The 15488-nt window shown below is 65.1% G+C and carries 11 protein-coding genes; 9 read left to right on the top strand and 2 right to left on the bottom strand.

The genetic code is table 11. The features are described from left to right. Positions 1 to 15: 15 nt before the first annotated feature. The gene (gene dgoD, locus J1C56_RS14510) at positions 16 to 1164 is read left to right on the top strand and encodes a galactonate dehydratase (RefSeq protein ID WP_214390552.1); all 1149 of its coding nucleotides are present in this window, start codon (positions 16 to 18) and stop codon (positions 1162 to 1164) included. Between the two features lie 60 nt (positions 1165 to 1224). Here dgoD and J1C56_RS14505 read toward each other — a convergent pair whose 3' ends face one another. Further along, on the bottom strand, positions 1225 to 2406 hold the full coding sequence (locus J1C56_RS14505) for a M20 aminoacylase family protein (protein WP_214390550.1): 1182 nt from the start codon (positions 2404 to 2406) through the stop codon (positions 1225 to 1227). 155 nt (positions 2407 to 2561) lie between these two features. On the opposite strand from J1C56_RS14505, the gene J1C56_RS14500 reads away from it, so the two are divergent. From J1C56_RS14500 to J1C56_RS14465, 8 genes are all read left to right on the top strand, one after another. Beyond that, positions 2562 to 3716 carry a M20 aminoacylase family protein gene (locus J1C56_RS14500; protein ID WP_214390548.1) on the top strand — a complete coding sequence of 385 codons (1155 nt, stop codon included), beginning with the start codon at positions 2562 to 2564 and terminating at the stop codon, positions 3714 to 3716. Between the two features lie 224 nt (positions 3717 to 3940). After that, the gene (locus J1C56_RS14495) at positions 3941 to 4678 is read left to right on the top strand and encodes an IclR family transcriptional regulator (protein WP_214390546.1); all 738 of its coding nucleotides are present in this window, start codon (positions 3941 to 3943) and stop codon (positions 4676 to 4678) included. 18 nt (positions 4679 to 4696) lie between these two features. Next, positions 4697 to 8548, top strand: coding sequence for a hydantoinase B/oxoprolinase family protein (locus J1C56_RS14490; RefSeq protein WP_214390544.1), 3852 nt, complete (start codon positions 4697 to 4699; stop codon positions 8546 to 8548). A gap of 82 nt (positions 8549 to 8630) precedes the next feature. Continuing rightward, positions 8631 to 10202, top strand: coding sequence for an ABC transporter substrate-binding protein (locus J1C56_RS14485; RefSeq protein WP_214390542.1), 1572 nt, complete (start codon positions 8631 to 8633; stop codon positions 10200 to 10202). A 57-nt stretch (positions 10203 to 10259) separates the two neighbouring features. Beyond that, positions 10260 to 11267 carry an ABC transporter permease gene (locus J1C56_RS14480; protein WP_214390540.1) on the top strand — a complete coding sequence of 336 codons (1008 nt, stop codon included), beginning with the start codon at positions 10260 to 10262 and terminating at the stop codon, positions 11265 to 11267. Then, positions 11264 to 12160, top strand: a complete 897-nt coding sequence (locus J1C56_RS14475) for an ABC transporter permease (RefSeq protein ID WP_214390538.1) — start codon at positions 11264 to 11266, stop codon at positions 12158 to 12160. The genes J1C56_RS14480 and J1C56_RS14475 overlap by 4 nt, the downstream gene beginning before the upstream one ends. Before the next feature lies 1 nt (position 12161). Then, positions 12162 to 13199: an ABC transporter ATP-binding protein gene (locus tag J1C56_RS14470; protein WP_214390536.1), complete on the top strand. Its 1038-nt coding sequence runs from the start codon at positions 12162 to 12164 to the stop codon at positions 13197 to 13199. Then, positions 13192 to 14016, top strand: a complete 825-nt coding sequence (locus J1C56_RS14465) for an ATP-binding cassette domain-containing protein (RefSeq protein ID WP_214390528.1) — start codon at positions 13192 to 13194, stop codon at positions 14014 to 14016. The genes J1C56_RS14470 and J1C56_RS14465 overlap by 8 nt, the downstream gene beginning before the upstream one ends. A gap of 290 nt (positions 14017 to 14306) precedes the next feature. Here the strand turns inward: J1C56_RS14465 and J1C56_RS14460 are convergent, their stop codons facing one another. After that, a complete protein-coding gene (locus J1C56_RS14460) occupies positions 14307 to 15485 on the bottom strand; it encodes an RHE_PE00001 family protein (protein ID WP_214390527.1) in 1179 nt (392 codons plus the stop codon). Positions 15486 to 15488: the final 3 nt, after the last annotated feature.

The raw sequence follows: 15488 nt of genomic DNA, 5'->3' as shown, positions 1-15488 counted from the left end.
AGTAGTGCCGACACCATGAAGATCACTGCACTCAAGACATTCATCGTCCCGCCGCGCTGGCTGTTTCTCAAGATCGAGACCGACGAAGGCGTCAGCGGCTGGGGCGAACCGGTCGTGGAGGGCCGCGCCCACACTGTCGAGGCCGCGGTGCATGAACTCGGCGACTATCTGATCGGCAAGGATCCCCGGCTCATCGAGGACCACTGGAACGTCATGTATCGCGGTGGCTTCTACCGCGGCGGTCCGATCCTGATGAGTGCGATTGCCGGCATCGACCAGGCGCTGTGGGACATCAAGGGGCGGGCGCTTGGCGTGCCGGTGCATGAGCTGCTTGGCGGACGTTGCCGCGACAGCATCAAGGTCTATTCCTGGATTGGTGGCGATCGGCCATCGGAAGTCGCGGCCGGCGCCAGGGACGTCGTCGCGCGCGGCTTCACCGCGCTCAAGATGAACGGAACCGAAGAACTCCAGATCGTCGACAGCCACGACAAGATCGATGCGGCGATCGAACGTGTCGCCATGGTACGCGAGGCAGTCGGCCCGCATATCGGCATCGCCGTCGACTTCCATGGCCGCGTTCACCGGCCGATGGCCCGGGTACTGGTCAAGGAGCTCGAGCCCTACAGGCTGATGTTCATTGAGGAGCCGGTGCTCAGCGAAAACCGCGAGGCGCTGAAGGAGATCGCGGCACTGTCGTCGGCGCCGATCGCGCTTGGCGAACGCCTCTACAGCCGCTGGGACTTCAAGAGCGTGCTCCAGGAAGGCGTTGTCGACATCATCCAGCCGGATCTTTCGCATGCCGGCGGCATTACCGAATGTCGCAAGATCGCCGCCATGGCCGAAGCCTATGACGTCGCCGTGGCCCCCCACTGCCCGCTCGGCCCGATCGCGCTCGCTGCCTGCCTGCAACTCGACGCGGTGAGCTACAATGCCTTCATCCAGGAGCAGAGCCTGGGCATCCACTACAACAAGACCAACGACCTGATGGACTACGCCAAGAACAAGGACGTGTTCCGCTACGAAGACGGCTATGTCACCATTCCCGACGGCCCTGGGCTCGGCATCGAGGTCGACGAGGAATACGTCAAGGAACGCGCCAAGGAAGGCCATCGCTGGCGCAACCCCATCTGGCGCCACAAGGATGGTTCGTTCGCCGAGTGGTGAGTCGAAGCGGCGGGAGGCCGTTGGCCGGCTATTTGGCCGGCCGAACCTCTTTCGCGGCTTCTACCGCTCCGCCGGCGGATCGAGCCGGTCACTGACGAGTGCCGTCCAGTAGCGAACGCCGTGGACAATGGCCTCGTCGTTGAAATCGTATGCGGGATTGTGAAGCCCGGCAGAGTCGCCGTTGCCCAGCCAGATGATGGCGCCGGGCCGCTTTTCGAGCATGTAGGAGAAGTCCTCCGCGCCCATCGTGCACTGGCAGTTGCCGTTGACCTTGTCGGCGCCGACGACATCGGCGGCGACTGCGATCGCCGCCTTCGTCATCTCTGGGTCGTTGACGGTCACGGGGTAACCGGGGCGCCACTCGATTTCGGCCTGAGCCTCGAAGAGACGCGCGGTGTTGGCAACGATATCCCTGAAACGCTGTTCGACGGCCTTGCGCGTTTTCGCGTCGATCGTCCTGATCGTGCCGCCTATGACGGCCGTCTCAGGGATGACGTTCAAAGCGCCGGTACTGCCTCCGGCGAGATAGGTGACCGACACGACAACCGGGTCGAAGGGATCGACGTTGCGCGAGGCGATCGACTGCAGCGCCAGCACCAGATGCGCGCTGATCAGAACGGGGTCGCGCGATTCGTGCGGCGAAGCGGCATGGGAGCCCTTGCCAGTCAGCGTGACCACGAAGCGGTCAGCGGCCGCCAGCATCGGACCCGGCCGAATAGCGAAGGAGCCGACAGGCAGGCCGGGCTCGTTGTGCATGCCGAAGACCTCGTCGATGCCGAAGCGTTCGAGCAGGCCTTCCTCGATCATCACGCGTCCGCCGGCGCCGCCCTCCTCGGCCGGCTGGAAGATGAGCACGGCCGTGCCGGCAAAATCCCTGGTCGAGGCAAGGTGACGTGCAGCACCGAGCAGCATCGCCGTGTGACCGTCATGGCCGCATGCATGCATCTTGCCCGGGTTCTTCGAAGCATGGGCCAAATTGGTCTGTTCGGCGATCGGCAGCGCATCCATGTCGGCCCGTAGGCCGATGGTGCGGCCGACGCCGAGCTTGCCCTTCACCACCGCGACGACGCCCGACGTGGCAATGCCGGTGACGACCTCGTCGCAGCCGAACGACCTCAGCTTGTCGGCGACGAAGGTCGACGTCGCGGGCAGATCAAACAAGAGCTCGGGATGCTGATGGAGGTGACGGCGCCACTGCGCGGCTTCTTCCGCAATCGTCTCGATCGTCTGTTTTGCTGGCATCTCGTCCTCTTTCAGGCGGCTGGATCTGGCGTGTCGACGCGCGGCGGTCAGTGGACCCGCGCCTGCGTTCACGTCTTCGACGCCTAGGACGAAACGCTTGCCTTCACAAGACGCCAGTGCCACAGACGGGCCAAAGCCACGAATGACGGTCCGCCATGCCTGTAATTGAACAGATCGCCCAGTTCGCCGACGATCTCACCGCGATACGCCAGGACTTCCACCAGCATCCCGAACTCGGCTTCGAGGAGCATCGCACCTCCCAGCGGGTGGCGGATCTGCTTGCCAGCTGGGGCGTCACCGTCGAGCGCGGCATTGGCGGCACCGGGCTGGTCGGCGTCATCGAGGGCAACAGGCCGGGGCGCAGCATCGGCTTGCGCGCCGACATGGACGCCCTGCCGATGGATGAGCTGACCAACCTTCCCTACGCCTCGAAGAACCCCGGCGTGTTCCATGGCTGCGGCCATGACGGACACACCACCATGCTGCTCGGCGCCGCGCGCTATCTCGCCGGCAATCGCGATTTCTCCGGTCGCGCCGTGTTGATCTTCCAGCCGGCGGAGGAAGGTCTCGGTGGTGCCAGAGCGATGCTGCGCGACGGCCTCTTCGACCGCTTCCCCTGCGACGAACTCTATGGAATGCACAATTCGCCCTACCAGGGACACTCCCAGCTGACGATCCGGCCGGGCAAGGCACAGGCCGGGGCGAGCTTCTTCGACATCACGCTGCATGGCCGCGGCAGCCACGGCGCCATGCCCCAGGCCAGCCGCGATCCGATCGCCATTGGCTCCGGCCTGATCAAGGAGATGCAGGAGATCGTGTCGCGCAACATGGACCCGACGCACCCCGCCGTCGTTTCGGTCACGCAGTTCCATGCCGGCTCGGCGTACAACGTCATTCCGGAAACTGCCGTGCTGCGCGGCACCTTCCGCTACTTCGACGAGGCCGACGGCGTGATGATCGAAGACCGCATTCGCAAGCTCTGTGCCGGCTTCGCGCTCGCCCACGAGATCGAGATCGTGGCCGATATCCGCAACATCTTCGACGTGCTGTCGAATGATCCGGAGCGGGTCGGCAACCTCATCGAGGTGGCTCAGGAGATCGTCGGCGACAAGGCACAGCCGAGCGCGGAACTGACGATGGGATCGGAGGACATGGCCGATCTGCTACGCGTGGTTCCGGGTGCTTTCTTCAATCTGGGGCATGGCGGAACCGTTCCGCTGCACAATTCCGGATTTATTTTCGACGACACGATCCTGCCTGTCGGCGCCAGCCTGCTGGCCCGGCTCGTCGAGGTGCGCGGCGCAGCCTGAGCGCGGCCGCGCCAATAAAATCAATTTCTTGATCTGAGGACTTCGCTCGATCCCGACATCGCTGCCGGGATGGGCGGAGCTTTGCCTTTGCGATCCGCGATGCCGCCAGCCCGGCGGCATCGGGAAGTCGGCTCATTTTTTAGCTTGACCGTATGCACGGACGAGAGCATTAGTTGCGCAAAGTGGAACTCGAGTTCCATTTAATGGAACGACTCGGAGGAGCAATGTCGGTCCTGAACAATGCCGCAGATGTGCTGAGGTGCTTCGGCAAGGACTGTCCTGACCTGACGGTTTCGGACGTCGTGAGACTGCTCGGCATGCCGAAGGCCAATGCGTCGCGCCTGTTGAAGGCGATGCGCGAGGCCAACATGTTGGAGACAATCGGCGACAGCCACCGGCACCGCCCGGGCCGCCTGATGCTCGACCTAGCCGCAGCCTACCGACGTTCCTCGCTGCTGATCGGCCGCGCCAGCGAAGTGGTCGCCGAAGCCAGCGCCATCTATGGCCACACCGGCTACATCTCCGTCCGCGACGGCAAGGAAGTGACCGCCGTTGCCGACTTCCAGGGCACCAACGCACTGCGCGTCGTCAGCAACATCGGCCGGCGCCTGCCTGCCCATCTCAGCGCGACCGGCCGCTCGCTGCTGGCGCGGCTTGGCGAAGAGGCCGTCCATGCGCTCTACGCTGGACACGGCGCGCTGGCTGATCTGACCGAGGAACTCTCGAAAGTACGGCACCAGGGCTTCGCCTATTCGAGCCAGGAGGCGACACCCGGCGTCGACGCCATCGCGATATCGATCGCCGACCCGCGCACTGACGAGGCCGTCAGCCTCTGCATCGTTTACCCCCACGCACTCGTGGACATCAAAGGCCGCGACGAGATGATCGCCGCCCTCGCCAAAGGGGCGGCCCGCATCGCCGAGGACCTGGGCGACAGCGCCTTCGTCGCCCCCCGGATTTGAAGAAAAAGGACATCAGTAATGAGTGATCTGCCCAACCGCTGGCGCGTCGGGTTCGACATTGGTGGAACCTTCACCGACTTCGTGCTCTATGACAGCCAGAACCATTCCGTCACGCTGCACAAGCGACTGACCACGCCGCATGACCCGTCCCAGGCCGCACTCCTTGGCCTGCAGGAACTGCTGGACCTGCAGAGCATCAAGCACGGCGACGTCGGCGAAATCGTCCACGGCACCACGCTGGTCACCAACGCTGTCATCGAACGCAAGGGCGCGCCGGTCGGCCTGATCACGACACGCGGCTTCCGCGACCTGCTCGAAATGGGCACCGAGCAGCGCTACGACATCTATGACCTGTTCGTTTCGTTCCCCGATCCGATGGTCAGCCGTGACCTGCGCCTCGAGGTCGACGAACGCATGACCGCATCGGGCGACGTGGAAACCGCGCTCGACGAAGCCCAGGTCCTGCTGGCAGCCAAGGCGCTTGTCGCACAGGGCTGCGAGGCGGTGGCCATCGCCTTCATCCATTCCTATGCCAATTCGGCGCACGAGCGCCGTGCCGCCGACATCATCCGCGCCGCCTTCCCCGAGCTGTCGATCTCGATGTCGAGCGAGGTCGTGGCAGAAATGGGCGAATACCAGCGCACGGTCACGACCTGCGCCAACGCCTTCGTGCAGCCGCTGATGCATCGCTACCTGACCAAGCTGGAGAAATCCTTGCGTAGCGTGGGTTTTGCGGGCCCGCTTCGTCTCATGCATTCCGCTGGCGGCCTGATGTCGCTGGAGACTGCACGCGACTTCCCGATCCGGCTGCTGGAAAGCGGCCCGGCGGGCGGCGGCCTCGCCACCGCGCTGTTCGGCAAGGCTGCCGGCCTGTCCGACGTCATTTCCTTCGACATGGGCGGCACCACCGCCAAGGCCTGCATGATCGAGAACGGACGCGCCGAAATCTCGCCGATGATGGAGGCCGCGCGCGTCCATCGTTTCGTCAAGGGTTCCGGCCTGCCGATCAAGGCGCCTGTCATCGAGATGATCGAGATCGGCGCCGGTGGCGGTTCGATCGCCGCCATCGACGACGTCGGCCTGTTGAAGGTCGGCCCTCACTCCGCGAGCTCCGATCCGGGCCCGGCCTGCTACGGCATGGGCGGCAAGCAGCCGACGGTCACCGACGCCAACCTCACGCTCGGCTATTACGATCCCAACTTTTTCCTCGGCGGTCGCATGAAGCTCGACCTTGAGGCGGCACGTGCTGCCATTGCGCGCGTGGCCGAGCCCTTGAACCTGACCATCGAGGAAGCTGCACTCGGCATCCACAAGGTGGTCGTCGAGAGCATGGCCTCGGCCGCGCGCGTGCATCTGGTCGAGCGCGGCAAGGATCCGCGCGAATATTCCATGGTCGGTTTCGGCGGCGCCGGCCCGGCGCACGCGGTCGACGTGGCGCGCGCCATGGGCATCAGCTCCGTGCTGATCCCGCCGGCATCGGGTGCCGCATCGGCGCTCGGTTTCCTTGCAGCTCCCTTGTCCTTCGAAGGCGTGCGCTCGCTGCGTGTCGAGCTGAAGTCCGGTTTCGACGCGGAAGCAGTCAATCGCGTGCTGACGAGCCTCGAAGACGAGGGCCGCCACCAGCTGTCACGTTCGGACATCGCTGCAGCGGATACTGTGGTCGAGCGCAGCGCCGACATGCGCCTTGTGGGGCAGATGCATGACATCAGCGTGCCACTTCCCGCTTCCGAGCTGAGCGAAGCCGATCTGCCGGCGATACGCGAGGCCTTTATACGCGCATATTCCGCCCGCTATGCCGCACCTTTCGAAGGCGCGCGCTTCGAGTCCGTCAACTTCCGCGTTCGTGTCGCAGGCCCCACGCCGCAGCTTTCGCTCACCGGCGCCACCGGCGGCGGCGACACCGCGGCCCGGATCAAGGGCCACCGCGTCTGCTGGTTCGACGAAGGCAAGTTCGAGACGGCGGTCTATGACCGCTACGCGCTGCGGACCGGCGATACCATCCCCGGACCTGCAATCATCGAGGAACGGGAGTCCACCACCGTCGTCGGCCCGTCGGACAGCGTGACGATCGACGCAGGCCAGAACCTCTGCGTTCAAGTCGGCGCACTCAAGGCCATCGATGCATTCGTGACCGCCGACATGACGCGGGCCGAGGCAGTGTCCCGCATCAAGGGCGACCCGATCGGCCTCGAGATCATGTGGTCGCGCCTCGTCAATGTTGTCGAGGAGATGTGGCTCACCGTGTGCCGGACGGCATTTTCGCTGGTTATCGCCGAGGCCCAGGACTTTGCCTGCGAACTGCTCGACAAGGACGGCGAAACGCTGGCTCACAGCCCGCGCGCAATGCCGGTCTTCAACCTGACGCTTCCCCGCGCGGTCAAGGCGCTGCTGGAGCGCTATCCGGCGGAGACACTCAAGCCCGGCGACGTTCTGATCACCAACGACCCGTGGCTCTGCGCCGGCCATCTCTTCGACATCGCCATCGTCACGCCTGCCTTCCGCAACGGCAAGCTTGTCGGCCTGATGGGTACTGTCGGCCACGTCTCGGACATCGGCGGCACCAAGGATTCGCTCCATGCCCGCGAGATCTACGAGGAGGGCCTGCAGATCCCGCCGATGAAGATCTTCGAGGAGGGTAGGCCCAACGAGACGCTGATCCAGCTCATCCGCCAGAACGTCCGTAACGGCGACCAGGTGCTGGGCGACATCTTCTCCTTCGTCGCGGCCAACAAGCTCGGGGCGGAACGGCTCGACGCCTTCATGCATGACTATGGCATGCATGATCTCGGCGCCCTTGCCGAAGTCGTTCAGGGCTTGTCGGAAAAGGCCATGCGCGACGCGATCCGGGCGCTGCCCGATGGCGAATACCGCTCGGTCATCACCAACAACCCGCTGGGCGAAACGATCAGCTATCCGGTTCTGGTCAAGGTGGAAGGCGACAGCATCTCGGTCGATTTCGCCGGCGCCCCGCCGCAGCTGCCGCAAGGCGGCTTGAACTCGACGCTGAACTACACGGCAGCACATGCGACCTACCCGCTGAAGTGCATGCTCACTCCGACGGTGCGCGGCAATGCCGGCTGCTATCGTCCGTTCACCGTGACCGCGCCCGAAGGTTCGATCCTGAACCCGACCTATCCGGCTGCCGTGAACCTGCGTACCCGTACCGGCTGGTATCTCGCGCCGAATATCTTTTCGGCGCTCGCATCGGCCTCGCCCGACATGGTCCAGTCGTTCACCGGACTTGCGGTTGCGGCGAACGTCTATGGCCAGACCAAGGACGGGCAGTTCTATTCGGACATGCTCTTCTGCGGCGGCGGCCAGGGCGGCTCCGAGCGCGGCGACGGCCACTCCTCGCTGCTGTGGCCGACTTCGGCGGCCAACACCTCCATCGAACTGATGGAAAGCCGCGTGCCGGTCCTGGTGCTCGAGAAGGCGTTCCGTGCGGACAGCGGCGGCGCCGGCAAGAAGCGCGGCGGGCTTGGCCAGGTCATTCGCTTCCGCAAGCGCGACGAGGACGGGTTGGAGATGCTCGTCTCCGTCTACCCCGAGGGCGTCGACAATCCGATCGATGGCCTATTCGGCGGACAGGCTGGCGGCGGGGCTCGTGGACGCGTGCTCTCCACAGACGGCCGCGTGCTGCGCGATTGCGGCACCGGCGAGCTGGTCTCGCTGCACCGGACCGACCAGGTGGTGGAACTCGTCCTCGCCGGTGGCTCCGGCTACGGCAACTCCGCCGAGCGCGACGCAGCCGCAATCTCCCGCGATCTGGCGCTCGGCTTCGTGACGCCGGACCACGTCGCGCTCAACTACCGCAAGGAACCGGGAACGCCGGGCACCGTGACGCCGCAAGAGAACGTGGCCTGGGCGTGAGCCCCATCGAGATCCGGCGGCGCCCGGCCATCTGGCGCCGCCCATTTGCAATGACGACCAGACATCCGACAGGAGCAATGCAATGACCTCTGACCAGTTCAACATCTCGCGGCGCGGCCTGCTGGCCCTGGCCGGCGTGGGCCTCGCCACATCAGTTTTTCCCCGCGCACTCTTCGCGCAGTCGGGCGGCGTCCTGATCATCGCCGCAGGCCAGGACATCCCCAATTTCGATCCGCACACCGCGACGGGCTATTCGTCCTCGTTCTTCATGCGCAACGTCTATGACCCGCTGGTGCGCATCTCGGGCAATCCGCCGGTGCCGGCACCCGGCATCGCCGAGAGCTGGACCGTCAGCGCCGACGGCACCGAGTATACCTTTGTCCTCAACAAGGCCGCCAAGTTCCACTCCGGCAATGCCGTCACCGCCGACGACGTCGTCTACTCCTTCGCCCGCGCCCTGAAGCTCGCCAAGGGCAACTCCTGGATGATCCGCGACATCGTCACCGCCGAAGGCGTGACAGCGGTCGACGCCGGCACGGTGAAATTCAAGCTCGCAACACCGTTCGCGCCGTTCCTGCAGGTGCTGCCGTGGATCTTCGTCGTCGAGAAGGCGGTGGTCGAGGCCAATCTCGGCAGCGATGCTGGCGAGACCTATCTCATGACCAATACTGCCGGCTCGGGTCCGTTCGCTGTCGCCCGCTTCGAGGTCGGCACGCTCTACCAGCTGGCACGCGCGCCCGAAGCGTGGCAGGCCGGTGGCGGCAACCTCGAGGGCGTGATCTGGCAGATCGTGCGTGAGACCGCCACCCAGCGGCTGATGATCCAGCGAGGCGAGGCGCATATCGCCACCGACCTCACCAGCGAAGACATGGACGCGCTGAAGGATGCCCCCGGCGTCGTCAGCGTCATCGAACCGGAATACCGCACCTTCTCGATCAAGATGAACACGCAGCACGGTCCCTGCGCCGACATCAACCTGCGCAAGGCGATCTCTTACGCTACGAACTACAAGGCGATTCTCGACGCCGCGGGTTATGCCGACCCTATGAATGGCCCGCTGCCCAAGGGCATCCTCGGCTTCAATCCCGACCTCGTCGCTTATGGCACCGATATGGCCAAGGCGAAGGAATACATGGCGAAGTCGGCCAAGCCGGAAGGCGGCTTCAAGCTCAAGATGTACCACGTCTCGGGTCTTGAGCAGCAGCGCCGCTGGGCGCTGATCATGCTCGACAGCCTCAAGCAGCTCAACATCGACCTCGAGATCGTGCCCATGAACTGGCCCGACATGGTCACCGCCTGCAAATCGCCCGAAACCTTCCCTGACCTGTTCCCGGTCTACCAGACGGCGAACTACGGCGATCCTGACAACATCGCCTATGCGGCCTACCACTCGTCGCGCAACGGCGCCTGGCAGAACGCCGTCTACAAGAACCCGGAAGTCGACGCTCTCATCGATGCCGGCCGCAAGGAGATCGACCAGGCCAAGCGCGTCGCGATCTACGGCGAATTCCAGAAGAAGGTCGTCGAGGACGCCCCTGACGTCTTCGGCGTGCTGGAGCGCCGCAAGCTCGCCATGCGCGACAATGTGAAGGACTACCACTTCACGCCGGTCGCCTCCAACGCGATCGAGGCCTGGGCCCTGTCGCTCGGCTAAGTCGAACATTTGGCGGGCCTTCGGGCCCGCCAAAGCTCCAAACAGAGGACATCGGCAATGCTGCATTTCATCCTGCGGCGGCTTCTGCTGCTCATACCGGTCATCGTCGGGCTGACGATCATCATGTTCGCCATCGCGCGCCTTCTGCCGGGCGATCCGGTGGCGCTCGCCGCAGGTCCAAACGCAACGCAAGCCGAAATCGCAGCACTTGCCGTGGAATACGGTCTCGATAAACCGATCTGGGTGCAATACGGCACCTATGTCTCCGGACTGGTCCATGGCGACCTCGGCACGTCGCTGCTGACACGCCGTCCCGTCGCCGCCGATATCAAGGCCTATCTCCCCGCGACCCTCGAACTCGTCTTCGCCGCGATGTTCATCGCAGTCGTGGTCGGCATCCCGCTCGGCCTCGTCACCGCCGTCTGGCGCAACCGCTGGCCAGATTATCTTGCCCAGGTCGGCGCCATCGGCGCGATCTCCATGCCGCGCTTCTTCCTCGGCCTGCTTCTGCAGCTCTGCTTTGCCATGTGGCTGATGTGGCTGCCGCTCGGCGGCCGCCTGCCGATCGTCGTCATCCCGCCGCGCTTCGTCACCGGCTTCCTGACCATCGATTCATTGATCGCGGGCAATTGGAATGCCTTCTTCATGTCGCTCCGCCATCTGGCGTTGCCGGCCATCGCCATGTCGCTGTCGCCGCTCGCCACGATCATGCGCATGATGCGTGCCTCGACGATCGAGGTGATGCAGCAGGACTATGTGATGACCGCGCGCGCGCTCGGCCTGCCCTCGCGCAAGATCATCACCAAATACGTCGCCCGCAACGCCGTCTCGGCGACGCTGACCGTGATCGGCCTCTATTTCGGCTGGCTGCTCGGCGGCACGGTGCTGGTGGAAACAGTCTTCGACTGGCCCGGTCTCGGCCTCTACGCCACCAAGGCCATCGTCTCGCAGGACATGATGCCGGTGATCGGCGTCGCCCTGGTGATCGGCCTGCTGTTCGTCTTCGCCAACCTCGTCATCGACCTGCTCTACGGCGTCATCAACCCCAAGGTCCGCTACTCATGACCACCACCGAGCACAACACCGCGGACGATTTCGCCACGCCGCGCCGCGACAGGCTGCGCCGCGCCTTCTTCCGCTTTTCGCAGAGCAAGCTGTCGATGCTGGGTGCCGTCATCGTCGCGGTGGTGGTGTTCTTCACCGTCTTCGGCACCGTGCTCGCCCCCTACCCCGAGCACATCGCCGGTGGCGTCGACACCGCCTCCCGCTTCATGGCTCCATCCGCCGCCCACCCGTTCGGCACCAACGAACTGGGCCAGGACGTGCTGTCGCTGGTCATGGCCGGCACCACCGTGTCGGTGCTCGCCGGCCTTGGTGTCGTGCTGATCGGCTCGGTGATCGGCACGCTGGTCGGCGCCGTTGCCGGCTTCGCCCGCGGCTGGGTCGACGAGGTGCTGATGCGGCTGACCGACCTCACCTTGACCATCCCCGGACTGATCCTTGCCATGGCGATTGCCGCGGCCCTCGGCTCGGGCTTCGGCAATATGGTGATCGCGATCGCCCTGTCATGGTGGCCTGGCTATGCGCGACTGGTGCGCGGCGAGGTGCTGGCCGCGCGCGAGGAAGTCTACGTGACCGCCGCTCGCGCGCTTGGCGCCACACCCAAGCGCATCCTCTTCCGCCATATCCTGCCCAACGTCGTCTCGCCCATCATCGTCAAGATGTCGCTCGACATGGGCTTTGCGATTCTCACAGTGGCGGGCCTTGGCTTCATCGGCATCGGCGTCCGCCCGCCGACCCCCGAATGGGGCACGCTGCTTTCGATCTCGCGTTCCTACATGCCCGACTACTGGTGGACGGCGATGGCGCCAGGCATGGCGATGTTCCTTGCGGTGTTCGGCTTCAATCTTCTCGGCGACGGCCTGCGCGACATCCTCGATCCGAAAGCGAGGCGCTGAGATGACTGTCCCTCTCCTTTCAATCCGCGACCTGCACCTTAGGATGTCGAGCTTCGACGGCCGGGCACATGTCCTGAACGGCATTAATCTCACCGTGAACCGGGGCGAGATCTGGGGCCTTGTCGGCGAAAGCGGTTGCGGCAAATCGCTGACCGGCCTGTCGGTCTCGCGCCTGCAGCCGACGCCGCCGGCGCATTACACCGCAGGGGAAATCCTGCTCGACGGCCAGGACCTTCTCAAGCTCAGCCCTGCCCAGATGCAGCGCCTGCGCGGCAACCGCATCGGCATGATCTTCCAGGACCCGACGACGAACCTTAATCCTGCGTTCCGCATCGGCGAACAGCTCGTCGACGTGGCATTGGCGGCAGCGCAGCACGATCCCGCGGTCATGGACTGCCCGCCCAACGCCAGCCGGCACGCACGCCGCCAGGCCGCGCGCAAGCTGGCAGGCGAGATGCTGGCCCGCGTCGGCATCCCCAACGCACTGGCCCGGCTCGACGACTACCCGCATCAGTTCTCCGGCGGCATGCGCCAGCGCGTGCTGATCGCCATGGCGCTGATCGGCCGTCCTGACCTGCTGATCGCCGACGAGCCGACGACGGCACTCGATGTTTCGGTCCAGGCCCAGATCCTCGAGCTCATCAAGAACAGCGTCAAGGACTTCGACATGGGCGTCGTGCTCATCACCCACAATCTCGGCGTTGTCGCCCAGACATGCAGCCATGTCGCTGTCATGTATGCCGGCAACATCGTCGAAAGCGGGCCGGTTGCCGCGGTCATCGGCAACCCCGTCCATCCGTACACGCGTGCCCTGATGTCGGCGATCCCGACCCGGGAAACCAAGCGTGGCGCGCTTCGCGGCCTGGCGGGCTCGGTCCCGAACCTCATTGTGCCGCCGCCGGGCTGCCGCTTTGCGCCCCGTTGCCAGTTCGCCCTGCCCGCTTGCGTTGCGGCGATGCCGGCGTCGGTACCCGTCGGCGACAGCCATGCCGTCGCCTGCATTCGCGCGACCGAGATGGAGGCGCTCGTCGATGACTGAGATCATGCTTGAGATCGACAACGTCTCGAAAATCTACCCCGGGCGTCGCGGCATCTTCGGGACATCGCAAGAAGTCCATGCGCTGAAGAATGTGTCGCTCAGCGTGCGCAAGGGCGAGAGCTTTGGCCTTGTCGGCGAAAGCGGTTCGGGCAAGACGACGCTCACCCGCTCCATCCTGCATCTGGAAACGCCGACTTCGGGCAGCATCCGCGTGCAGGGCCAGGACCTCGGAAAATTGTCCGATGCCGAGCTGCGGCGGCTGCGCGCGCGCGTCCAGATTGTCTTCCAGGATCCCTATGCCTCGCTCAACCCGCGCATGTCCGTTTACGATATCGTGACCGAGCCATTGGTCATCCACCACGAGACGCTGGGCCTGACCAACAGGCAGCGCAGCGACCGCGCAGCAGAGCTTCTGTCGCTCGTCGGCATGGGTCCCCAGCACCTCCACCGCTATCCGCACGAATTCTCCGGCGGCCAGCGCCAGCGCATCTGCATCGCCCGCGCCCTCGCCTCGGGACCGGAGCTACTGCTTCTCGACGAGCCGACCTCGGCGCTCGACGTCTCGGTGCAGGCGCAGGTTCTCAATCTGCTGTGCGAGTTGCAGGATCGCCTCGGCCTGACATATTTCTTCATCAGCCACGATCTGGCGGTGGTGCGTTATCTCTGTGACCGTGTGGCCCTGATCAACCGCGGCGAGATCGTCGAACAGGGCGATTGTGCCCAGATCTTCGACGCTCCGAAGAGCGAATATGCCCGCATGCTGATCGGCGCGATGCCGGAAGTGAAGGTGCCAGCAAGGACAGGCAGCAACACCTAGGCTGGATCGAGACGTGGGATAAGACCGGAGTCCGCGAGCCACCGAGCCGGTACTTTTGCCACGCCAATCAAAAGACCAGTTTGACTTGCGGAGCCGGCACTGGTTCCGCCAATGCCGGTAGCGGCAACCGTGAACATTCAGGCTTGTGCCGTCGGTCAGCCTCGTCCGCCAAGCTGTCCCGGTAGCGCGTGATGGCAATGTCGCGGTCGCCCTGCCGTCTCCACCCGTGGTGCCGGCGATGGCTGCTGGATGCTCGCGCCTGCCTGTGCAGTTAGCGTCACTGTGCCGGCCTAAATAATGCCCCAGGCGCGATAGCGTCCCCTGCCGGTGATTTCGCGCAGGTCGAGCTCACCGATGAGATTGAGCGCGCCCGCGGTGGTGACGCCGAGTTCCTTCTCGATCATGCCGCTGCTGACCAGCGGTCGCGACAACACCAGGTCAATGAGCTTTGGCAGTCTCGACGTCGAGCGCCGGCCCTTGAGCCGCCGCTCCATCTGCGCCCTGGCAAGCATCAGCCGGTCATGCTCCCTGATCCCCGCCGCCGCACCTTCGTGGGCACCGTCGAGAAAGGCGATCAATCTCGTCGTGCGGTCGCGCGATTGCCGGCGCTCGCGTCCAATAGCTCGCGCCCCGACATATAGCGCCGCAAGCTGGCCGGTGGTCGTGCCGGCCTGCCGCAACAATGCGCTGACGAGCAGACGTCCGAGCCACGGCGCGTGCTGCAGCGGCGCAATCGCGGTCCAGGCGTCAAAGGCGACCGCACCGCGCAGCATCGCCGGCAAACCCTCGACTTTGGCAAGCACGGCCTTCCACTCGGCCAGCCGCTCCGGCTCGTCCCAGTCGCTGTCATAGAGCAGCGGATTCCGGTCAGCTGCAGCATCGCCCTTCGTGGCGGTCCCCGCCTCTGCACGCACCGTTGCATCGCGTCCGGCCGTGGCGGGCGCCCGTGCCGCGTCGAGCACTGCATTGGCGCGGCCAAGCGCTGCATCCAGCGCCGCCAGTTCGGCGCTGAGGCTCCCTGAGCCGAGGCTGTCGTCCTCCGGTTCCTGCTCGTGATCCTGGCCGTCGGCAGCGCTGCCCTCCCCCGGCAACTGCGAATCCGGCCGCATCGGCCCCGCCGCAGCAAACCTTCCGCACAATACGGCAAGCCCGTCGCGGCCAAGAGCCCAGTCCGGCTTGTTGGCCAGGATCTGGCGCCTGAGCCGCAGGATTTCATGGGCGCGGGTGAGTTCATGCGTCGGCGCCCGCAGATCCATGTGGGCGTCGTGCAGCACCAGGTCCTCGACATGCACCAGTTCACCATCGAGCCACAGTGCCGAGACCGCATCGGCGAAGTGCGCGCGTTCGACAAAGCCCGGTCCGACCGGCGAGCGGCTGGTGCGTTCATCGAGACGCACCAGCGCCTCGGATGCCCGCATGGCGGGTCCGACGAGGTCTCCTAGAGGCAAATCGGTTAGCGCGTAAGGCATTGA

The organism is Aminobacter anthyllidis, from assembly GCF_018555685.1.
In the GTDB taxonomy this organism is placed as follows: Bacteria; Pseudomonadota; Alphaproteobacteria; order Rhizobiales; family Rhizobiaceae; genus Aminobacter; species Aminobacter anthyllidis.
The sequence above is the reverse complement of the archived record's forward strand: the minus strand, read 5'-3'. Positions and strand labels throughout refer to the sequence as shown.